Annotated in this window: 16 protein-coding genes; 5 read left to right on the forward strand and 11 right to left on the reverse strand. The window is 40.7% G+C overall.

Features of this window, described 5'->3' with window-relative positions:
- Positions 1-72 precede the first annotated feature (72 nt).
- From LS48_RS04100 to metG, 3 genes are all read right to left on the reverse strand, one after another.
- Positions 73-2,208, reverse strand: coding sequence for a Tex family protein (locus tag LS48_RS04100; protein WP_062620216.1), 2,136 nt, complete (start codon positions 2,206-2,208; stop codon positions 73-75).
- Complete coding sequence (locus LS48_RS04105; RefSeq protein WP_131807691.1) at positions 2,208-3,635, reverse strand: hypothetical protein; 1,428 nt, start codon at positions 3,633-3,635, stop codon at positions 2,208-2,210. The genes LS48_RS04100 and LS48_RS04105 overlap by 1 nt, the downstream gene beginning before the upstream one ends.
- Before the next feature lie 99 nt (positions 3,636-3,734).
- Positions 3,735-5,834 carry a methionine--tRNA ligase gene (gene metG, locus LS48_RS04110; protein WP_062620220.1) on the reverse strand — a complete coding sequence of 700 codons (2,100 nt, stop codon included), beginning with the start codon at positions 5,832-5,834 and terminating at the stop codon, positions 3,735-3,737.
- Positions 5,835-5,918: 84 nt separating this feature from the next.
- Between metG and LS48_RS04115 the strand changes: the two genes are divergently transcribed.
- On the forward strand, positions 5,919-6,815 hold the full coding sequence (locus LS48_RS04115) for a S66 peptidase family protein (protein WP_062620222.1): 897 nt from the start codon (positions 5,919-5,921) through the stop codon (positions 6,813-6,815).
- Between the two features lie 77 nt (positions 6,816-6,892).
- Entirely contained in the window at positions 6,893-7,255 is a 363-nt protein-coding gene (locus LS48_RS04120) for a YraN family protein (protein WP_062620224.1), read from the forward strand.
- Positions 7,256-7,345: 90 nt separating this feature from the next.
- On the opposite strand, the gene LS48_RS04125 is transcribed toward LS48_RS04120, so the two are convergent.
- Positions 7,346-8,158: a helix-turn-helix domain-containing protein gene (locus tag LS48_RS04125; protein ID WP_062620227.1), complete on the reverse strand. Its 813-nt coding sequence runs from the start codon at positions 8,156-8,158 to the stop codon at positions 7,346-7,348.
- Between the two features lie 106 nt (positions 8,159-8,264).
- Complete coding sequence (gene mfd / locus LS48_RS04130; protein ID WP_062620229.1) at positions 8,265-11,627, reverse strand: transcription-repair coupling factor; 3,363 nt, start codon at positions 11,625-11,627, stop codon at positions 8,265-8,267.
- Between the two features lie 61 nt (positions 11,628-11,688).
- On the opposite strand from mfd, the gene LS48_RS04135 reads away from it, so the two are divergent.
- Positions 11,689-13,083: a dihydrolipoyl dehydrogenase family protein gene (locus tag LS48_RS04135; protein WP_317038832.1), complete on the forward strand. Its 1,395-nt coding sequence runs from the start codon at positions 11,689-11,691 to the stop codon at positions 13,081-13,083.
- Between the two features lie 33 nt (positions 13,084-13,116).
- Here the strand turns inward: LS48_RS04135 and LS48_RS04140 are convergent, their stop codons facing one another.
- The 5 genes from LS48_RS04140 to LS48_RS04160 form a co-directional block, all read right to left on the reverse strand.
- The gene (locus tag LS48_RS04140; protein WP_062620232.1) at positions 13,117-13,914 is read right to left on the reverse strand and encodes a TspO-related membrane protein; all 798 of its coding nucleotides are present in this window, start codon (positions 13,912-13,914) and stop codon (positions 13,117-13,119) included.
- Positions 13,915-14,003: 89 nt separating this feature from the next.
- Positions 14,004-14,645 (reverse strand): ligase-associated DNA damage response endonuclease PdeM, encoded by a 642-nt coding sequence (pdeM, locus tag LS48_RS04145; RefSeq protein ID WP_062620234.1) that lies wholly within the window; start codon positions 14,643-14,645, stop codon positions 14,004-14,006.
- Complete coding sequence (locus LS48_RS04150) at positions 14,642-17,101, reverse strand: ligase-associated DNA damage response DEXH box helicase (protein ID WP_062620236.1); 2,460 nt, start codon at positions 17,099-17,101, stop codon at positions 14,642-14,644. The genes pdeM and LS48_RS04150 overlap by 4 nt, the downstream gene beginning before the upstream one ends.
- The gene (locus tag LS48_RS04155) at positions 17,098-18,690 is read right to left on the reverse strand and encodes an ATP-dependent DNA ligase (protein WP_062620238.1); all 1,593 of its coding nucleotides are present in this window, start codon (positions 18,688-18,690) and stop codon (positions 17,098-17,100) included. Before LS48_RS04155 ends, LS48_RS04150 begins: the two co-directional genes overlap by 4 nt.
- 3 nt (positions 18,691-18,693) lie before the next feature.
- Positions 18,694-19,716, reverse strand: coding sequence for a ligase-associated DNA damage response exonuclease (locus tag LS48_RS04160; RefSeq protein WP_062620241.1), 1,023 nt, complete (start codon positions 19,714-19,716; stop codon positions 18,694-18,696).
- Positions 19,717-19,894: 178 nt separating this feature from the next.
- Here LS48_RS04160 and LS48_RS04165 point away from each other — a divergent pair, with 178 nt between their 5' ends.
- The gene (locus LS48_RS04165) at positions 19,895-20,320 is read left to right on the forward strand and encodes a tellurite resistance TerB family protein (RefSeq protein WP_062620244.1); all 426 of its coding nucleotides are present in this window, start codon (positions 19,895-19,897) and stop codon (positions 20,318-20,320) included.
- A gap of 101 nt (positions 20,321-20,421) precedes the next feature.
- Here the strand turns inward: LS48_RS04165 and fbp are convergent, their stop codons facing one another.
- The gene (fbp, locus tag LS48_RS04170; RefSeq protein ID WP_062620246.1) at positions 20,422-21,426 is read right to left on the reverse strand and encodes a class 1 fructose-bisphosphatase; all 1,005 of its coding nucleotides are present in this window, start codon (positions 21,424-21,426) and stop codon (positions 20,422-20,424) included.
- 135 nt (positions 21,427-21,561) lie between these two features.
- Between fbp and LS48_RS04175 the strand changes: the two genes are divergently transcribed.
- Complete coding sequence (locus LS48_RS04175; protein WP_062620689.1) at positions 21,562-22,044, forward strand: GNAT family N-acetyltransferase; 483 nt, start codon at positions 21,562-21,564, stop codon at positions 22,042-22,044.
- Positions 22,045-22,046 lie beyond the last annotated feature (2 nt).

Below are 22,046 nucleotides of genomic sequence, written 5' to 3' on the forward strand. Positions count from 1 at the left end.
GGTAAAATTAAAGCCGCAAAATTAGTCTTTAAAAACCATTGTTTGATGATTTAGGCAGACATTAAAGATTAATTAACGCGTATCCAGTTGGTGAAGTTTTAGTTGAATGCGCTTCCGCTCCACATCCACATCGAGCACTTTTACGACTATTTGCTGGTGAAGGTGCACGTGCTTGTTCACATCTTTTACAAATGAATCTGATAGGTTGGAAACGTGAATTAGGCCGCTTTCCTTAATTCCAATGTCCACAAAGGCGCCAAAATTGGTGATGTTATTCACAATTCCGGGCAGCAATTGGCCTTCGCGTAAATCGTTGATGGTTTTTATGTTTTGGTTGAAAGTGAAAACTTTGGCTTCCTCACGAATATCAAGTCCGGGTTTTTCAAGTTCCTTTATAATATCTTTTAAAGTGGGAAGCCCGATTTTATCTGAAATGTATTTTTCGAGATTTATTTTTTGAAGCAGTGCCTTGTTTCCTATTAATTCTGAAATTTTCACCCCTTCGTCCTTCGCCATTTTTGAAACAACCGCATAACTTTCGGGATGAACGGAAGAATCATCCAACGGGTTTTCTCCATTTTTTATACGAAGAAATCCAGCCGCCTGCTCAAAGGCTTTACCGCCCAAACGCGGTACATTTTTTATTTCTTCCCGAGAATTGAATGCGCCGTTTTCCTCGCGATAATTCACAATATTTTCCGCCAGTTTTGGACCGATGCCCGAAACATAACTCAACAGCGGAACACTGGCGGTATTTATGTTTACGCCTACTGCATTTACACATAATTCCACCGTTGTATCCAGCGAACTTTTAAGTTTTGACTGGTCCACATCGTGTTGATATTGCCCAACGCCGATGGATTTAGCGTCAATTTTCACCAATTCCGCCAACGGGTCCTGCAAACGGCGACCGATGGAAACTGCACCGCGAACCGTAACATCGTAATTCGGGAATTCATCTCTCGCAATTTTTGAAGCCGAATAAATGGAGGCGCCAGCCTCGCTCACCACAAAAACCTGCATTGCATTTTTGAATTGGATTCGTTTTACGAATTGTTCTGTTTCGCGCGAAGCGGTTCCGTTGCCAATGGCGATTGCCTCAATTTTATGTGCATCGGCCAGCGAACTTATCTTTTTCATTGCGGTGGAAGTATCGTTTTTTGGCGCGTGCGGAAAGATGGTTTCGTTGTGATGCAAATTTCCTTGTGCGTCAAGACATACAATCTTACAGCCACTTCTAAAACCTGGGTCGATTGCCAAAACGCGCTTTTCTCCCAACGGCGAACCAAGCAAGAGTTGTTTTAGATTTTTTGCAAAAACATTGATTGCACTTTCATCTGCTTTTTCTTTAGCAGCGGAAAGTGCTTCGTTTGAAAGTGCCGGAAACAATAGACGTTTATAACTATCCTCAATAGCTAGTTTTATTTGTTTTGAAGCCGCATCATTTGATTTTATGATGCGTTCTTCAATTTTATACAGAGCTTTTTCGTCATCAATTTCTATTTTTTGGCGAATAAATCCTTCGGAAGTCGCTCGAAGAATCGCCAATAATCTATGGGAAGGAATTCGGTTTAAAGGTTCATTCCAGTCAAAATAATCTCGGAATTTTTGGGCTTTTTCGTCATCTTCAAACTTCTTTACCACTTTGGTGGAAATGGTTGCGAAACGTTCCAATTGGTTTCGAAGCATATTCCGGATATCGGTTCGCTCATTAATCCATTCGGCAATAATATGGCGGGCGCCTTCTAAAGCTTCTTCTTCGGAAGTTATTTCGCCTTTTACATATTTCAATGCAATTGAAGAAACATCAGTAGCGTTTTGGCTCATTATAATTTTCGCCAAGGGCTCCAAACCGTTTTCGCGGGCAGTATCAGCCTTTGTTTTGCGCTTCTTTTTATAAGGCAAATACAAATCTTCCAAAGCAATCAAATCCCTTGCTTCTTCAATTTTCTGCCGAAGTTCCTCAAATAAAACTTCCTGCTCCTCCAAGGATTTTAGAATGGCAATTCTTCGTTTTTCCAGTGCTTCAAATTGTTCCTTGAATTTTACGATTTCGCCAATTTGAACCTCATCCAAATTTCCTGTCAGTTCCTTTCGGTATCGGGAAATGAAGGGAATGGTACAATCTTCGTTTAAAAGTTTTACGGTGTTCTCAACACTATTTTGGGGAAGCTGGGTTTGGGAGGTTATGTAAGAAATTAACATCATTACATTTCAATAATCTTTAATAATTTTTCTTTCAAATTATAATATGAAAAGTATACTTTATCATCGTGAATGAAAACATCTTCAGCAGATTCGTATTGAAGTCCCTTTTTGAATTCCTTAATTCTATCAAAAATATTCTCGCTTGTTTCTTTAGACACGTAATTAAAATCAGCATCAAGATGCGTGTTAAAAAATGTGGATTTTGTAGATGAATAGGTCGAATAGGAATAAAAAGTAGGATTAATATATGTGGTTGAAACACTTGGAACTCCTCCGGATGCAGATATTGTGGTATTATAACTACCACCCATCATGCCCATACCGCCTCCATTTAATTCTATATAACCACCAATGGTTAAATGATATAGATTGTTATCCCTATAACCAGTAATCCCAATATTGCCTGATGACACCTTACGTAAATACTGAGAAGTTTCTTCCAATTCACGATGGTTTACAAAAGGAAGAAAAGTTTCTCCGTCCTGAATGATTGGGGAATTTTTAAATTTTATTGGTTGGTTTTTCTCAATATAAAATTCTTTTAAAATTTCGCCTTCAAAATTTTTAACATAGATTTTCATTTCATCCTTATTAATTCCCAATTGAAATATTTTATCATCCAGAATAAAAGAATTATATTTTTTGAAATCCCAGATTCTACCTTTAGGATATTCATAAATTGCCTGTTCCATACTCAGGACATCTAAATCTATTTTATAGAATATTGTTTGAAGGTTTTCATCATCTTCAATAGTTAGGTAGATCAAATTATCTTTTTGATAAAGCTTGTTATTTTGAGCTGTTTGCTCAATTACATTTGGAACACGATTATCAATTTTGGTGACATTTGATTTTAAACTTCCAAATAATTGCTCTCGCTTTAAAAGTTTTTGCTTTCTATTTTCATCGTAAAATCCGTCGGAGTTAGTTGGGTCTAAACTAACTAATACATTATCAAAAAAAGATTCAATACGATTTTCAATCTGAAAAGACTTTAATGTTTCAAATCCATTCTCGCCTAATTCTCTTATAATAAAAACATTCTCTTTAGTTGAAGTAAACAAAAACAACTGATTATTGTAATGTACTGTTTCAAGGTATTTTTCATCATCAAAATCAAATTTGAATTCCTTTTCTGAAACCTTTTTAGAATCGAAATTGATGCTTAATACAAGGAATTTTTTCTTGGAATTATTGGAAAATAAAATTTCATAAGTGTTCCCAATGATTTTATAACCTAGTATATTCTCATGTTTTGAAGGATCAAATGTTATGGCCCCTTTTTCATTAAAATCATTATCGAATAGATTGGCGAACCCCATTTTATTATCAATCATTACAATTACCAAATCTCCGTTTGTCGTATTTAAAAAATTAAAACCTTTCTTTTTTCTAGGCAACATTGAGGTATTATCGTCAATTTTCACAGACAAAACTTCCTTTTGTGAAAGACAATTAAAATAACTTAACAATAAGAAAAGTAAAATTGAGATTCTAAAAGTCATTTATTAAAATTTATTACAATGTTAATTTATCGTCGCCCCATTCTCAACCCCATCTTCCCCAGGGTTAACAAAAACAAGTTTCCCATCAGTATTTTCAGTCATTAAAATCATCCCTTGGCTTTCCACTCCGCGCAGTTTTCGGGGTGCCAGGTTTGCCAAAACGGTTACTTTTTTACCGATAATTTCTTCGGGTTTAAAACTTTCGGCAATTCCGGACACTATGGTCCGCACATCAATTCCTGTATCAACTTTCAACACCAAAAGTTTATCTGCTTTTGGCATTTTTTCGGCTTCAATTATGGTTCCAACGCGCATATCTAGTTTTGCAAAATCGTCGTATTGAATCGTTTCTTTTTGTGGCGTAACCTTTTTGTTTGCTGCTTCGTTCATTTTCTTACTCGCTTGTAGTTTATCTAATTGTTGTTGAATTTGTTCGTCCTCAATTTTGCTGAAAAGCAATTCGGCTTTATTTATTTTATGGCCTGGTTTCAGCAATTCTGATTTTGAAGAAACATCATTCCACCCTAACGAGATCTCGACAGAGCCTGTCCTGAGAGCAGTCGAAGGGCTCGACCTGACATTGAGCATATTTTTAAGTTTTTCTGAAGTAAATGGTAAAAACGGTTCGCTTAATATAGCCAAAGCCGATGCAATTTGCAGTGCAACATACATTACTGTTTTGGTGCGCTCCTCGTCGGTTTTTATGGTTTTCCAAGGCTCTTCGTCTGCTAGATATTTGTTTCCGAGGCGGGCCACGTTAATCAATTCTGCCTGCGCTTCGCGGAAACGGTAGCGCTCAATTGAACTCGCAATCACTGCGGGATAGGCTTTCAATTCGTTTAAAGTCTGTTCGTCAATTTCTGAAAACGCAGCGGGTTCGGGTACGATTCCGTCGTAATATTTATCGGTCAAAACCATTACACGGTTTATAAAATTTCCGAAGATGGCAACCAATTCATTATTATTTCGCGCTTGAAAATCTGCCCAAGTAAAATCGTTATCCTTTGTTTCCGGGGCATTTGCGGTTAAAGTGTATCGCAACACATCCTGTTGGTTCGGAAAATCCTCCAAATATTCGTGCAGCCAAACCGCCCAGTTTTTACTGGTTGAAATTTTGTTGCCTTCAAGATTCAAAAATTCGTTTGCGGGAACGTTTTCCGGTAGAATATAACTGCCTTCCGCTTTCAGCATTGCAGGGAAAATAATGCAATGGAAAACGATGTTGTCTTTCCCTATAAAATGAAGGAGTTTGGTATTGTCGTCCTTCCAATAATCTTCCCAATTTTTATCTTCGCGCGCCGCCCATTCCTTGGTTGATGAAATATAGCCAATGGGAGCATCAAACCAAACGTAAAGCACTTTTCCGTCTGCTCCTTCCACCGGAACGGGAATGCCCCAATCGAGATCGCGGGTTACTGCACGCGGGCGCAAACCGTCGTCAATCCAGCTTTTACACTGGCCAAGCACGTTAGTTTTCCAATCTTTTTTATGGTCAACGAGAATCCATTCCCTTAAAAAATCTTCGTAGCGATCCAAAGGTAAAAACCAATGTTTTGTTTTTTTTAAAACGGGTTTATTTCCAGAAATTACGCTTCGCGGATTTATCAAATCGGTCGCGTTTAAACTTGTTCCGCAGTTTTCACATTGGTCGCCGTATGCTTCTTCATGACCACATTTTGGGCAGGTTCCTATTACAAATCTGTCCGCCAAAAATTGATTAGCCTCTTCGTCAAACAATTGCTCGGTAATTTCTTCAATAAATTGACCGGCATCATACATTTTCTTGAAAAATTCCGAAGCGGTTTTATGGTGGATTTCAGCCGAAGTGCGCGAATAATTATCAAATGAAATCCCAAAATCTTCAAAACTTTTTTTGATGATTGTGTGATATTTATCAACCACTTCTTGCGGTGTTATTCCTTCTTTTTTCGCTTTCAACGTAATGGCAACGCCGTGTTCATCGCTTCCGCAGATAAATGCAACGTCTTTGTTTTGAAGTCGTTGGTAACGTGCATAAATATCTGCCGGCACATAAACGCCCGCCAAATGGCCAATGTGAACAGGGCCGTTTGTGTAGGGTAAAGCGGCCGTAATTGTATATCTATTCGGGTTCTGATCCATAATTTTTTTTGAAAACCTGCCAAAATGGGCAGGCAGGCACAAAAGTACACATAAATGTAGTAATTTGTGGTTTTAAATAGATTCATGATTACACCAAAAAGACTACAAAAGGGCGATACGGTTGGCATTGTTTCCACGGCTCGGAAAATTTCAAAAGAAGAATTGAAACCTGCAATCCAATTACTGGAAAGGTGGGGTTTAAAAGCCGTTTTGGGGAAAACCATCGGCGCCGAGGAAAACCAATTTGCGGGAAGCGATACTTTGCGTGCAGCAGATTTTCAAGAAATGCTGGACAATCCAAAAATAAAAGCAATTTGGTGCGCTCGCGGCGGTTATGGAACGGTACGGATTATTGATAAACTGGATTTTTCAGCATTCAAAAAAAGTCCGAAATGGATTGTTGGGTATAGTGATGTTACGGTTTTGCATTCGCACATTCATAATTTTGGGATTGAAACATTGCACGCGCAGATGTGTTTGGAGATTGAAAATAAAACAGAGGAAGCCAGGGAATCCATTCGGACAGTTTTGTTCGGGGAAGCATATAGTATTGAAATGAAACGGACAGATTCCGTCGCTCCGCTCGGAATTTTGAAAGGAGAATTAATTGGCGGCAACCTCTCGGTTTTGTATTCGCTTTGTGGAAGTACTTCGGAAATGAAAACCGATGGCAAAATTCTTTTTATTGAAGATTTGGACGAAATGCTTTATCACGTTGATAGAATGATGATGAATTTAAAGCGAAACGGTTATTTGAAAAACCTGAAAGCTCTTATCATTGGCGGAATGACGGAGATGAAAGACAATAAAGTGTACTTTGGAAAAACAGCAGAGGAAATAATAGTTGATTTGGTAAAAGAATACAATTATCCTGTAATTGCAAATTTTCCCGCTGGGCATATTAAAGATAATCGGGCTTTAATTTTTGGCAGAAAGGTGGAATTAGAAATTGAAACAAATAAAGTGGTCTTGAAATTTTAAGAAATTCCAAAAAAAATAAATCCCAAATTCCAAAAGGCTTTTGGAATTTGGTGCTTGAAATTTGGTACTTTAATCTAATGGCAACGCACAACGAACTCGGAAAAATAGGTGAAGAAATAGCCGCGCAATATTTGCTTCGCAACGGTTATAAAATCCTGCGCCGAAACTTTTATTTTGATAAAGCCGAAATAGACATCATCGCCCAAAAGGAAGAAGGCACGGTTGTCATCGTTGAGGTGAAAACCCGTAATAGCGATTTTTTCGGCGATCCGCAGAGTTTTGTAACCCCTTCAAAAATCAAGCTTTTGGTAAAGGCCGCCAATGAATATATCATTTCAAACGAGCTGAATGCGGAAGTACGGTTTGATATAATTGCTATTCTAAAAAACCAAAAAGTAGAAAAGCTGGAGCATTTTGAAAATGCCTTTTATCATTTTTAATCCTGATTCAAACCCAACTTTGACAAAGTTTTAAACTTTGTTAAAGTTAATGCGCTTTATCCGCCGAAGAAATCCCTTCAAAAGTCTAAATCATGTTATTTCTTTCGTGCCTTCACTTTTCAAAAACTCCTCAATTTTATAGAGCAAAATTATCTGCAAAATCATAGCGGGAATCAAAAAGGCAAGCCCCAGCCATCCCATAAAAACTATAACAAATAGGATTCCGCTCACAACTTCAAAACCACCGGCTATTCCTGGGATCTTACCAAAGGGATTTTCCAATCGCATCACTGCCAAACCAAAAATAATACCGCCAATCCCACAGAAAATGGATTGTATTGTTATAACATATTCAGTGTAAAATGGTTCAAAGTAGAGTGAAGCCATATCGTACCCGTAAAATAAAATGGTTGTACCAATTAAAAAGAAAGCACCTATTTTCAACAAATAATTATTGAAAATTTTGCCGCTCAAAACAAAACCCCATAGGAAATAAATATAGGCAAGCATTACAATAAATTTCATACTGATATATGCGGCTTTTGGAATTATCAATTCATCTTCCTGAAATCGGGCATAGTCCACGGCAAATTCCACGAAACCGGAAAGGAAATAAATGATACCGCAAATCCAAGCCAGTTTTATGTAAAAAACAGAAAAGCCAATCTCTTTTAAATTGAAATTTTCAAAAGGGGAAGTTTCGGATTCTTGCAAGTTTTCCAAATCTTCGCCCAAGGCATTCAAAATTGTTTTCAACGTAAAACTTCGGGGCGTTACTTCGCCAGCTTCAATACGTTGAATGGTCCGCACGTTAATGTTGCACTGCTCCACAAGTTCTTCCTGTGTTAAGCCTTTTTGCTTTCGGAGTTCTAAAATTTTCCGACCGAGTTCTGGTTGTTTCATTTTTTCTGAATTGATGAAGCAATAGTACGATGACAGTAAAGATAGTGCAATATTTTCAAGTGAATTTCACCCGACATTTACCCGACATTCGTTGATTTTAAAGGGGTTATTCGCTAAAGGGCTCCAAAGCTCTAAGTGCTTTATCTACGGAAGAAATACCTTCAAAAGTAAGCAACAACCGCAAGCCGTTACGGGTTTGTTTTTCCTTCATCGTTACTTTTTGGGGATGGGTTTGTACGTATTGCAGCACTTTGGTAAAAGCGGCACTTTGGTAAAAAGCACTTTGCTGGTCTGCCACAAAATAACCCACCATTTTTTTCTGTTTCATCACAAGGCGTTCAAGACCCATGGAAATGGCAATCCATTTTATGCGAACGCTGTTCAGCAAATCTTCCGCTTCTTTTGGCATTTCCCCAAAACGATCCAGCAATTCCTTTTCAAATTTCTGAAGTTCGGCTTCATTTTTCAGCTCGTTCAGTTTGGTGTACAGATTGAGCCTTTCGGTAATATTGTTTACGTAATCGTCAGGAAACAGCAATTCAAAATCGGTGTCGATGGTCATTTCTTTTACGAAATTTTTCTTTGGGCCCTCGGTTTCTTCGTAAAGATTTTTGAATTCCTTTTCTTTCAATTCTTCAATCGCTTCCGCAAGAATTTTTTGATAGGTCTCAAACCCAATTTCATTTATAAATCCACTCTGTTCGCCGCCCAGCAAATCGCCGGCACCACGAATTTCCAAATCTTTCATCGCAATATTAATCCCGCTTCCCAATTCTGAAAATTGTTCCAAAGCAGTGATCCTTTTTCGGGCTTCATCCGTCATCGCAGAATATTCCGGCGTGATGAAATAACAGAACGCTTTTTTGTTGCTCCGGCCCACGCGACCGCGCATTTGGTGGAGGTCTGAAAGCCCGAAATTATTGGCATTATTAATAAATATTGTATTTGCATTTGGAACGTCCAGTCCACTTTCAATGATGGTTGTGGAAACGAGAACGTCGAATTCATTGTTCATAAATCGAAGCATTAAATCCTCCAATTTCTTTCCGTCCATTTGCCCGTGACCAATACCTATTTTCGCATCGGGCACCAAACGTTGGAGCATTCCGGCGACTTCTTTTATATTTTCTATTCTATTGTGAACAAAGAAAACTTGTCCGCCGCGCGAAATTTCATAACGCACCGCATCGCGAATGCTTTCCTCCCCAAAACGAATCACGTGTGTTTCCACAGGATAACGGTTGGGCGGCGGAGTGGTTATTACTGAAAGGTCGCGCGCGGCCATCAAACTGAACTGCAACGTACGCGGAATGGGCGTCGCGGTTAATGTGAGCGTGTCCACATTTTCTTTGATAGTTTTGAGCTTGTCCTTTACCGCTACGCCAAATTTCTGTTCCTCATCAATAATCAAAAGACCCAAATCCTTAAATTCTACGGACTTGTTAACCAATTGGTGTGTACCAATAACGATATCGAGCTTGCCATTTTTCAATTCCTCCAAAACCGTTTTTCGCTCTTTTGCGGTTCGGAATCGGTTGAGATAATCAACTTTTACGGGCATTTCCGAAAGTCGTTCGGAAAATGTTTTAAAATGCTGAAATGCCAAAATAGTCGTCGGCACCAAAACTGCCACTTGTTTGCCATTGTCAACCGCTTTGAAAGCCGCACGGATTGCGACTTCCGTTTTTCCGAAGCCTACGTCGCCACAAACCAAACGGTCCATCGGGCGCTCGTTTTCCATATCTTTTTTTACCTCTTCCGTGGCCGTACTTTGGTCCGGCGTATCTTCGTAAATAAAGGAAGACTCCAATTCAGCCTGCAAATAACTGTCCGGGTCGAAGGCGAAACCTTTCAGCGTGCGGCGTTTGGCGTATAATTCAATTAAATTAAAGGCAATTTCCTTTACGCGGGTTTTGGTTTTTTGCTTCAGTTTTTTCCACGCATCGCTGCCCAATTTGTAGATTTTGGGCTCTTTTCCATCCTTGCCGTTATATTTTGAAATCTTGTGCAGCGAATGGATGCTGAGGTACAAAATATCGCGTTCGCCGTAAAAAAGTTTGATGGCTTCCTGCATTTTCCCTTCCACTTCAATTTTCTGCAAGCCGCCGAATTTCCCAATGCCGTGGTCAATATGCGTTACGTAATCGCCCACTTCCAGATTGGTGATTTCCTTTAATGTAATTGCCTGCTTTTTGGCGTAACCGTTTTTCAGTTGAAATTTGTGGTATCGTTCAAAAATTTGATGATCGGTGTAGCAAACAATTTTTAAATCGTCATCAATAAACCCCTGAAAGAGTGGAAATACAACGGTTTCAAACTGCTCAACATTTTGCTGGGCATCTTCAAAAATATCGTGGAATCGTTTTGCCTGCTGCTCGCTGCTGCAGAAAATATAGTTTTTATAGCCTTTTTCGGAATTGTCATTCAAGTTTTCAATCAGTAAATTGAATTGTTTGTTGAATGACGGCTGGGGTTTGGTATTGAATGAAATCGAAAGCCCACCCCCTGCCCCTCCCGAGGGGAGGGGAGTTTTGTTATTTTTTAAATGGACCGTTGTAAATTCGGATAGTTGTGCTTTCAATAATTCCGAAGTACAGAACAATTCTGAAGGTTCTGCACGTTTTATTTCTGAGTTGATTGCGTCAAAAGCTTCCGTAGCTTTTTTAAAAAGATTGTCAATTGCGCTGCTGAAAAGTTCTTCGTTTTTAAGAAAAACCACTGTTTTTGAAGCAATATATTTCAGAAAACTCATTTTCATGCTGAGCGCAGTCGAAGCATCAACATTCGGGATAATGGAAACTTTTTTCACCTGTTCCAACGAAAGTTGCGTTTCCACATCAAAAGTTCGGATGCTGTCCACTTCATCGCCAAAAAATTCAATCCGGTAAGGCTCATCATTGCTGAAACTGAACACGTCCAAAATCCCCCCACGTACTGAAAATTCGCCCGGTTCGGTAACAAAATCGGTGCGTTTGAAGCGGTACTCAAATAAAACCTCGTTTACAAAATCGATGGAAAGTTGGTCGTTTACTGCAATTTTCAGGGTGTTTCGCTCTAATTCCTTTCGAGTAACCACTTTCTCAAAAAGTGCTTCGGGATAGGTAACAATCAACGCCGGTTTTTTTCTGGAATTTATTCGGTTTAAAACCTCGCTTCGCAACAAAACATTGGCGTTATCAGTCTCTTCAATTTGATAGGGACGCCGATAACTTCCAGGATAGAAAAGCACATTTTGGTCGCCCAAAAGATTTTCGAGATCGTTTAAATGATAGGCAGCTTCTTCTTTATCATTAAAAATTAAAAGAAAAGGCAATTCCGAAGTAGAAAAAGTTTCAGCAATTACAAGTGAAAGCGATGAGCCAACGAGGCCAGAAACTTGAATTTTATTTTCGGATGAAGCAATAGAATCCCGCAGTTTTCGTGTTTGCGAAGACCGTGAATATAGCGAAGTAACGAGTGTTTTGCTCATCGGGACGGCAAAGATAGTACGCTTTATTATTTTTCAAACTGCAAAATTCAACTTTATCATTTTGCTAACACAAATAACTTGGGCGTTTCTCTATTTTCGGTTTATGGCAATAAAAGAATACGATGTTTTTGTAATAGGAACCGGAACCGCCGGAAAAACTGTGGCGTTTGAGTGTGCTGAAAAAGGAATGAAAGTGGCGATTGCGGATAACCGAGAATTTGGCGGAACCTGCCCAAATAGAGGCTGCGACCCGAAAAAAGTTTTGGTGGGTGTTACCGAAGCGGTGCAGCTTTCAGAAAATTTAAAAGGGAATGGAATTATTTCCGTTCCAAAAATAAGTTGGAAACATCTTCAAAAATTTAAATCAACTTTTACCGATGCTGTGCCCGCCTCCACCGAAAAAAAATTGAAGGAAGCCGGAATTGAAATGTTTCACCAATCGCCGAAATTTTTGGATGAAAACACACTTTCGGTAGAGGGAAAAACGGTGAAAGCGAAGAAAATTGTAATCGCTACCGGGCAAAAACCGATGGAACTGAAAATTCCCGGAAGGGAACATTTAAAAGTGAGCGACGATTTTTTGGAATTGGAAGAACTGCCCGAAAGCATCGTGTTTGTTGGCGCGGGTTATATTGGGATGGAGTTTGCCCACATTGCCGCCCGCTGCGGCGCAAAAGTTACGGTAATTGAGTTTGGGGATCGTCCGCTCGGGCCTTTTGAGTCCGATATTGTTTCGCACCTCACAAAAGCTTCGGAAGAAATCGGGATTAAATTTATTTTCAACGCAAAGGTTTCCGAAGTGGAAAAACTTCAGAAAAACTTTCGCGTTTCTTATGAAAAGAATGGTAAAACCGAATCCGTTGTCGCCCGAATGGTTTTCAATACCGCCGGCCGCGTGCCATCCATCGACGACCTGGATTTGGAAAAGGGAAATGTCGCGTTTGAAAAAAGGGGGATTTCTGTGAACGAATTTCTTCAGAATACAACTAATAAATCTGTCTATGCCTGTGGCGATGTTTCGGCAAGTGGGGCTTTACCATTAACGCCAACTTCATCTCAGGAAGCGCGGATAGTTTCGTTGAATATCAGAAATGGAAACCACACAAAAATGGATTTTCCGCCAGTACCTTCTGTGGTCTTTACCATTCCGCAGCTTGCTTCCATCGGTTTAACTGAGGAAGAGGCAAAGGAAAAAGGTTATGATTTTGTAGTAGAATATAAAAGCGTCCCGAAGTGGTTCAATGCTAAACGTATTAATGACGACGTTTACGCCTATAAAACGATCGTGGACAAAAAACGAAATATTGTTTTGGGCGCGCATATAATCGCTTCCGAAGCTGGAGAAATGATCAATCTATTCGTACTCGCCATGTGTGGAAAACTAACTACTGAGAATATTAAGGCAATGATTTTTGCGTACCCTACTTGGGGGAATGACATAAAAGGAATGGTATAACGAAATACGATTTCGGAATTACGAAAAACGAAATTATCTGTTTAAATATTCCTTGCATTTATTTACTGGACTTGTATCGCGATTTTTAAATGCATGATAGCCACTGCTGACAAATAAAATTGCTGCAACAGCAATGGCGGCATATGCAACTGTTTGGCTTACTTCCCAATTAGCAACAGCAATCGCTGCCAAAGCCCATGCTCCCACCAATGCAAATTCGCGCATATTTCGTCGCCACGTTACTACCAAATTTATTATTCCTGCAATGATAATCATCGTTACCGCCCACGAAACTTCACTGTAACCCCAAGCATCCCACTCAATACTCGTTAAATAGGCCGCAACATTGGCGATGCTTGCCACAGTAACCCACCCGCTGTAAAACACGAAGGGCCACCAAAGGAAGGCAATGACAGAGATTGGCGCATCCCAAAGCTCCATCCGGTTATTCATCACGATTTTTAATAGGGAAAAGAGCAGCACGAAAATGGCGAGGATGGAATATTCCATAAATCCGTAAAGCCAAAACGTTATCCACATTATATTGGCGAAGCAGGAGAGCACAAACCACCATCCTGTTTTTAAAATGAAGTCATCATCGCGCACTTTGGTGAAGAGGCTTCGGCTTTGGTAGATTATGAAACCCAACAGTAGCAGATAAATCAAACCCCAAATGGAGAAGGCGTATCCAGCAGGCGTAAAAAGATTTTTGGAAGCATCGGAAACATCGCCGATGGTGGTATTATTTATCGCACCCGTGTTTGACAAATAATTGACGAAAACCATTGTCACGAAAACGATGATGTTTGCTATTTGTAGTGTTTTTTTCATAATATCTTATTGCAGAAGCCGTTCGAGCGCAGTCGAAAACCCATAGCTTTAGTTGTAAGCATAGGTCTCAACTGCGCTCGACCTGACATTTATTTCTTCGAAACACAAATCACCTCCCCATCCACAATTGCGAAAACGGTATCCATTTCCGAAGGTTTTAAAATGTGCTTTCCCGTAAAGTTACCAAAAGCGGGCAAAATAAGGCTGTTAAGGGTTTTATAAAAACAAGCAAACCGCAAATACTGCCTGCCCACGCCCTTCATTTTTATCCCCGGATGCACGTGGCCGCAAAGGTTGAAGGCACCTTTAATCTCGGTGGGATGGTGGGTCAACAAAAAATCGTCGAGCAACAATTCGTCAAAAACCTTAATTCCCAATTCTTCGTATAAATATTGTGGAATAATATCGTGGTTGCCCGAAATCAGGATTATTTCCGCCTTTGTGTATTCCGTCCACTTTTCAAAATCCTGCCATTCCTCGTTCAATTTACTGTGGAAAAGATCGCCCAAAAAGCAGATAGTTTCAGGTTGAAAATGGTTGCTTATCTCTGTAAGTTTTTCAAGATTTTTGTACGCTGCATTTGCCGGAACGGGCGCGCCGTGTTTTCTGAAATGTGCCACTTTTCCCAAATGTACATCGGCGATTAACAGCATTTTCTTGTCCTCCCAATAGATTGCGCCGCTGGGGTGTAATTTGAAGTCGTTATTTTTAATTGAAATATTTTGAATCATTTTTCCAATTGCAAAGTCATTTTTTTAATCCGATCCGCCAATTTTTCCGAAGAAAGCTTTTCGCGAAGCCTGTCCGTGATGATTGGGAAACTGAAAGGCGTGGGTTTTTCGCATTGTTTCCAGATTATTTTTTGTGAATTAATGCGCTCCAAAGCCAACCGCAACCGGCCTTCCTCCAATTGATGCTCAAAGGTTTCCCGATAGGCTTGAAGATACAAAAGATTGTCGGGCTCATAATCGCGAAATACATCGAAAAGCAATTGGCTATTGCTCTGCAAATGTTTCGTTTTAATCACTTTATTCGGGTAGCCCTGAAAAACCATGCCGCTGATAACTGCAATATCACGAAATTTTCGACGTGCCAATTCCGTAGCATTCAAACTTTTTTGAAGGTCGTCAAAAATATATTCCGAAGAAAAAAGATTGTTGTCAATCACGGTTTGGATGTCCAAATATTGGTCGCTCAACAGTTCAAAACCGTAATCGTTGTACGCCAAAGAAAAGGTTATCGGCGACAATAAACTGATGCGGTACGCCAGCAAACTGCTCATTGCCTCGTGTACAAATCGCCCCTCAAACGGATAAAAAAGTGCGTGATAGCCCTCGCGGGTTTTAAAGGTTTCAATCAAAAATTCATTTTCGCCCGGGACGATACTTTCGCGTTCCTGCCTGTCAAAAATATGGCTCAGCGCCTTTAATTCCGGAGTGTTTCGTTTGTGGTCGGCTTCACTTTGCAATTCTTCCCGCAGAATTTTACTCATTTGTGAAGAAAGCGGCAACCGCCCGCCCATAAAACTGACAACCTTTGCAGTCTTTTTAGAGGACTTCCGAACCTGCGCCATCATTTGCCGAATGCGGACCAATTCCAAAGTTCGACCCGCGAAAACAAAGGTGTCGCCGGGTTTCATTTTGCTGATAAACCATTCCTCAATCGTACCAATAAATCCGCCCGAAACGTATTTCACGAGCATCATACTGTCGCTCACAATGGTGCCGATGCTCAGCCGGTGCATCATCGCGATTTGCCTACTTTCCACCTTAAAAAGGCCTTCGGGCGTGACTTCCACTTTTTTGTATTCGTCGTAGGCCTGCAAACTTTGGCTTCCCAACGTAATAAAATTGAGGCACCACTGCCACTGTTCTTCCGTAATTCCCTGAAAACAAAAGGTGCTTTTTATTTCGGGGAAAATTTCCTTTGGAAAAAATCCGTTGCCAACCGCAAGCGTAACCAAATATTGAATAAGCACGTCAAAACTGAGCAAATACGGAATGCGGTCCTCAACAACTTCTTCGGAAGCGGCCCGTTTTAAAGCTGAAGCTTCCAACAATTCCAACGCGTGCGTGGGCAAAAAATAAATCACCGAAGGCTCCCCCGGACGGTGATTGCTTCGGCCAGCGCGTTGCAGAAATTTCGCAATACCTTTCGGTCCGCCGATTTGGATTATGGTTTCCACAGGCGCAAAATCTACTCCCAAATCCAGACTTGAAGTTGCAACTACCGCCGTCAGAGATTCGTTGCGGATGGCCTGTTCCACCCAAAGCCGTGTTTCTTTTCCAATGCTGCCGTGGTGCATCGCAATCTCGCCCGCGAATTCGGGATGTTTTTCCAATATTTTCTGAAACCAGATTTCGCACTGCCCGCGGGTATTTGTGAAAATAAGCGTGGTTTTGCTGGCTTTTATGATGGGAACGATTTCTTCCAAAAGATGCAGCCCCAAATGCCCACGCCACGGGAAGGTTTCCATTTTCTTCGGAATGATGGAACGGACTTCGACTTTTGACTTTTGATTGGATTTAATTAAGACTGCATTTTTTCTGAATTCAGAATCCATTCCCAAAAGTACATCCTGCGCTTCCTCCAAATTGCCAATTGTTGCGGAAATTCCCCAAATCCGCAACTCTTTTGAAACTGTTTTTAAACGTGAAAGGGCAAGTTCCATTTGCACGCCGCGTTTACTTCCCAAAAGTTCGTGCCATTCGTCAACCACAATTGCGGTCAACGTTTTGAACGTTTTATCGTAACCCTTTGAAGCCAATAAAAGCATTAGACTTTCGGGCGTTGTAATCAACAAATCGGGCATTTGGCGTTTCTGTTTTGCGCGCTCGCTCTGCGAAGTATCGCCCGTACGGATCCCAACGGTCAAACCCGTTCCCAAATCGTCCGCAAAACGTTGTGCCGCTTGCTGAATTTCTACGGAAAGTGCTCGCAAAGGTGTAATCCAAATTGCCTTTAATCCTTTTTTATGTTTCGTTTTATAATCGGGGTTTTCCTTTAAATATTGAAGCACAATCGGTACCCAAAGGGCATAGGTTTTTCCGCTTCCGGTTGGGGCATTCAACAGACCGTGCTTACCGTTGAGGAAGGCTTTCCACGTTTTTTGTTGGAAGGGAAATGACTTCCAATTTTTTGATTGAAACCAATCCTCGGCGATGGAAATGAGTTCGGATTGTTTCATTTTGGGATTAGCGCTTTTAAATCATCAAGTGTATTTGCTTCGGCAATCGGCTTATCTTTTCTCCAACGAAGAATCCGTGGAAAACGTGTGGCAATCCCACTTTTGTGTCGGCTGCTCTCGGCAATTCCCTCAAAGGCAATTTCAAAAACGTGCTGAGGCGTTACACTGCGTACGGGACCGAAACGCTCCAAAGTATTCCGTTTTATCCATGCGTCAACCTGCCGAAATTCTGCATCCGTCAGTCCGGAATAGGCTTTGGCAAAAGTTACCAATTCGCCCTCGTCCCAAAGCGCAAACGTGTAATCCGTATAGAGATTGGCGCGTCTTCCGTGGCCGCGCATGGCGTAAGTTAATACTGCGTCGATTGTGAAGGGATCTATCTTCCATTTCCACCAATCGCCTTTTTTTCTGCCCACTAAATAAGGCGAATCCTTTCTCTTTAACATCAAGCCTTCGCTGCGTTTTTCCCGGGAAAGATCGCGCTCTGCGGCGGCGGCTTCCCAAGTTTCAAAATTCATTGTTTCGCTCAGATAGATTCCTATTTCTTCGGAATTTATCTTTTGAATCAATCCGTCCAAAATTTTTCTCCGTTCCGAAAATGGTTCTTGCCGAATATCCTCGCCCTGCCATTCCAACAAATCATAGGCATTCAAAATCACGGGCGTTTTCTTTAGCAGTGCTTTTGAAATATTCTTTCGTCCAATGCGGGTTTGAAGCGTATTAAAATTTTGAATTTCGCCCTCGCCGAAAGGCAAAATTTCCCCATCAATCACAGTTCCGTTGGGAATTTCCTTTAGAAAATTTTGAAATTCCGGATATTTATCGGTTACCAATTCTTCACCGCGCGACCACACAAAAACCTCATCGTTTCTGATAATTACTTGACTGCGGATGCCGTCCCATTTATGCTCAAAGCTCCAATCTGAAATGGGCCCCAAATCCTCCTGAAAATTATCCTCCACCGCATACGCCAAATAAAACGGATACGGTTTGCTGAGATAATCTTCATCGTTTTGCTCGAGAATTAGCTTTTTATAGGTTGTTTTTTCGGGCGTCCAATCGCCCATTAATTTGTACGCCAAAATATCTTCATCTATTCCCGTAGCTTTTGAAAGTGCACGGGTCATCAGTTTTTGGCTTACGCCAATCCTAAAACTCCCGGTCAATATTTTATTGAAAACGAAGCGTTCAAAATAATTAAGCGCCAACCAATTGTCGTGCAAATATTTCTTTTTTTCCTCTTCGGGAAGGGTTCGGAGTTCAATAATTTCTGAAACAAATTCTGAAAGTGATTTTTCGGAATGCTCTTCGGAAGTTGGCAAAATCAAAGCAATAGTTTCCGCCAAATCGCCAACAATGTGATAACTTTCCTCAAAAAGCCACAGCGGAATCCCGCTGATTTCAGTTGCCCAAAGCCGAAGAAGTGTAGTATTTACGGGACGTTTTGGTCTTCGATGTGAAAGAATTGCGATGGTCCAAAGTTTATCCGCATCATTCGCATTTTGAAAATACTGAGTAAGCGCAGCAACCTTTTCATTGGTTTTGTTGGTGCTATCGAGCTTTTTTATGAGTTGGGCAAAATCTTTCACAGCTTAATCCTCGTTTTCAATTTTTTTATCAACTTCAGCGCTTTCTTCTTCGTATTGCGTTTTTTCTGTTCTTGCGTCGTAGCCTAATTCTTCCCTTAAATATTTCGCAAAAATATCCGTATAACCGTGCGTTGCGATTACCTTTTCGCAGCCCGTGGCATCAATTGCCGAAAGCAAACCTTCCCAATCGGCGTGGTCGCTCAAAACGAAGCCGCGGTCAATTGCGCGTCTTCTTCGCGCGCCACGAAAGGTCATCCAGCCGCTGGCGGAAGCGGTAACGTACGGCACAAAACGTCTAATCCACGTACTGCCGTGGGCGCTCGGTGGGGCGACGATTATATTTCCCTTTATTTCTTCTTTGGAAGTATCGCGCGTTATTAAAGTAGTTTTGGGTAGTTTATAATTTTCCCTAACTACTTCCGTCATATTTTCAACGGCGCCGTGGGTGTATATTTTTCCGATGGAAGTGTCCAAATGTTTCAGCAAACGCTGTGCTTTCCCCAAGCTGTAACCGAAAAGAATTGAGGTTCTGCCTTCACTCTTGTTGGTTGCCCACCATTCGTTTATATCCTTAAAAACTTCCGTTTGCGGCTCCCATTTAAATGCTGGTAAACCGAAAGTACACTCCGTAATAAACGTGTGGCATTTTACGGGTTCGTAAACCTCAGCTAAGCCATCATCTTCGGTTTTGAAATCACCCGTAAAAACCCAGACTTCCCCTTTATATTCCACGCGAACTTGAGAAGAAGCAATAATATGACCCGCGGGATGCAGTGAAAATTTCACTCCATTTATAGTAAATGTCTCGTTCCAAGCTTTGCCTGTTACTGAAATTTCGCCCAAACGATGTTTAATTATGGGAACATTATTGGTGTGTGTAATGTATTGTTTATGTCCCCACCGGCTGTGATCGGCGTGGCCGTGGGTAACGATGCACTTATCTACGGGCCGCCAAGCATCGATATAAACATCGGCTTTTTGGCAGTAAATGCCCTTCTCGTTAAAGACCAGTAGTGGTTGCTTCATTTATTTCTTTTCAATAGCAGTTTAAAAATAAGGTTTTGGGCTGATTTTTCTTTCCAATTAAGAAAAGTTTAGGGTGAATGGCCTTTAAAAATTATTGAAAAAACTTGGGCAGATTGCTTCCCATTGCTCGCAATTGTCGTTAACAAGTTTTATATTTGTAGCTTAAACAAACCAAATTATGTCATTTACAGATTTATTCGAAAGCGGGGAACATACCCGAAATTTGGGGCACTTTGCTTCTATAGCAAATATGGCGTCCATAGATGGGGAATTGAACCCAGAAGAGGAAAAAATGTTGAAGCGTTTTGCGCGCAAATTGGATATTGATGAAGATGAATATACTGCCGTTTTAAAGAATCCGGGGAAATATCCGATAAATCCGCCAAACTCTTCCGAAAGACGATTGGAACGTATGCACGATTTGTTTCAAATTATTTTTGCCGATCACGAGATTGATGACCACGAGCGTTTCTTGATTGAGAAATACGCCATCGGGCTTGGCTTTACCGCAGAGATTGCACAGGATTTAATAAAAAGATCGATTGCAATCTATAGTGGAGGATTAAGCTTTGAAGATTATCGATATCTGCTGAATAGAAAATAAGAGTCCTAACTCCCGAAAGGGAACTATTTCTCAAACACAAAAAAAAGCTCCACAAATGGAGCTTTTTTGTTATTTACATTTTTGGAAATTCTCCTCTGAAGTTAAGTGGCTTTCATAAATTCCTCCGCCTTTTCGACCATTTTTGTACTTCCGCAGAAAAAAGGAACTCGCTGGTGCAAGGTGGTGGGTTTAATTTCGAGTATTCTCTCAAAACCGTTACTGGCCTTTCCACCGGCCTGTTCTGCAATCATTGCCATAGGGTTGCACTCATACAGCAGCCTAAGTTTTCCGTTCGGGTCTTTTGAAGTGTTAGGATAAATATAGATTCCTCCCTTTATCATATTCCGGTGAAAATCGGAAACCAAAGAACCTATATATCGCGAGGTGTACGGACGGTCATCCTCCTCTTTCTGGCAGTATTTAATGTAATCTTTCACGCCCTGCGGAAAGTGTACGTAATTGCCTTCGTTTACCGAATAAATTTTTCCATTTTCTGGAAATTTCATATTAGGGTGCGAAAGATAGTAGGTGCCAATAGCAGGATTCAAAGTAAAACCATTAACGCCGTGGCCCGTGGTGTAAACAATCATTGTGGAAGTGCCGTAAACTATATACCCAGCAGCTACTTGATTTATGCCGGGTTGAAGAAAATCCTCAATGGTTACGGGAGTTCCCGAAGGTGTAATTCTTCTGAAAATAGAAAAAATAGTTCCTACGGAAACATTCACGTCTATGTTTGAAGAACCATCTAACGGATCCATCAACACCACATATTTATTGTCGTTCTTTTCGTTTCGGCCTTTTATGGTGATAAAATCGTCCTCTTCCTCGCTGGCAATTCCGCAAACAATTTCACGATTAGTGAGCGTATTTATAAAAACTTCATTTGCAAAAACATCCAACTTTTGTTGATCCTCGCCCTGTATATTGCTGTTTCCCGCGGTTCCCAAAATATCGACCAATCCGGCTTTGTTAACTTTGTGGTTTACCACTTTTGCCGCCAGACGGATGGAATTGATTAATCGCGAAAGTTCGCCTGAAGAGTATTTGAACTCGCTTTGGTTTTCAATTATAAACTCGCCGAGGGATTGATTTATTTTTGCCATGGGATTGTAGGGGTTCCTGAATTTCACGCAAATATCGGGATTTTTAAGAAATTGAACCGATATTTGCGCAGGGAAAACCAAACTGAAATCGAAATCGAAATCGAAATCGAAGGTGAAGTTGAAATTGAAACGATTATGAAAATTAGAGAAGCCGTTAAAGAAGATATGCCGCAAGTTTTGGAACTCATAAAAGAGCTTGCCGTTTTTGAAAAAGAACCCGATGCGGTTGAAATTTCAGTGGCAGATTTGGAGCGCGAAGGTTTTGGTAAAAATCCACTGTTTACGTGCTTTGTTGCAGAATCGGAAAATGGAATTGTTGGCGCAGCTTTGATATATTTTCGTTTTTCAACCTGGAAAGGGCGCACCCTCCATTTGGAAGATTTAATCGTACAGGAATCCGAACGGGGCAAAGGCATTGGCGAAGCGCTTTACAAAGAAGTCATGCAGTTTGCCTATGACCGCGGTCTAAAGCGCGTGGCTTGGGATGTTTTGGATTGGAACAAGGGCGCAATTCGTTTTTATGAGCGCAGCGGTGCCGATATTTTAAAGACTTGGCGCGTAGTACATATGGACGAAAAGGGACTAAAAAATTATATTGAAAAATCAAATGTAAAATAAAT

It is taken from the genome of Aequorivita aquimaris (assembly GCF_001573155.1).
GTDB classification, from domain to species: Bacteria; Bacteroidota; Bacteroidia; order Flavobacteriales; family Flavobacteriaceae; genus Aequorivita; species Aequorivita aquimaris.

Coding starts and splice junctions, on each gene's coding strand:
- LS48_RS04115 (WP_062620222.1), top strand. CDS start 5,919: ATGATTACACCAAAAAGACTACAAAAGGGCGATACGGTTGGCATTGTT.
- LS48_RS04120 (WP_062620224.1), top strand. CDS start 6,893: ATGGCAACGCACAACGAACTCGGAAAAATAGGTGAAGAAATAGCCGCG.
- metG (WP_062620220.1), bottom strand. CDS start 5,834: ATGGATCAGAACCCGAATAGATATACAATTACGGCCGCTTTACCCTAC.
- fbp (WP_062620246.1), bottom strand. CDS start 21,426: ATGGCAAAAATAAATCAATCCCTCGGCGAGTTTATAATTGAAAACCAA.
- pdeM (WP_062620234.1), bottom strand. CDS start 14,645: ATGATTCAAAATATTTCAATTAAAAATAACGACTTCAAATTACACCCC.
- LS48_RS04160 (WP_062620241.1), bottom strand. CDS start 19,716: ATGAAGCAACCACTACTGGTCTTTAACGAGAAGGGCATTTACTGCCAA.
- LS48_RS04150 (WP_062620236.1), bottom strand. CDS start 17,101: ATGAAACAATCCGAACTCATTTCCATCGCCGAGGATTGGTTTCAATCA.
- mfd (WP_062620229.1), bottom strand. CDS start 11,627: ATGAGCAAAACACTCGTTACTTCGCTATATTCACGGTCTTCGCAAACA.
- LS48_RS04175 (WP_062620689.1), top strand. CDS start 21,562: ATGAAAATTAGAGAAGCCGTTAAAGAAGATATGCCGCAAGTTTTGGAA.
- LS48_RS04125 (WP_062620227.1), bottom strand. CDS start 8,158: ATGAAACAACCAGAACTCGGTCGGAAAATTTTAGAACTCCGAAAGCAA.
- LS48_RS04165 (WP_062620244.1), top strand. CDS start 19,895: ATGTCATTTACAGATTTATTCGAAAGCGGGGAACATACCCGAAATTTG.
- LS48_RS04140 (WP_062620232.1), bottom strand. CDS start 13,914: ATGAAAAAAACACTACAAATAGCAAACATCATCGTTTTCGTGACAATG.
- LS48_RS04100 (WP_062620216.1), bottom strand. CDS start 2,208: ATGATGTTAATTTCTTACATAACCTCCCAAACCCAGCTTCCCCAAAAT.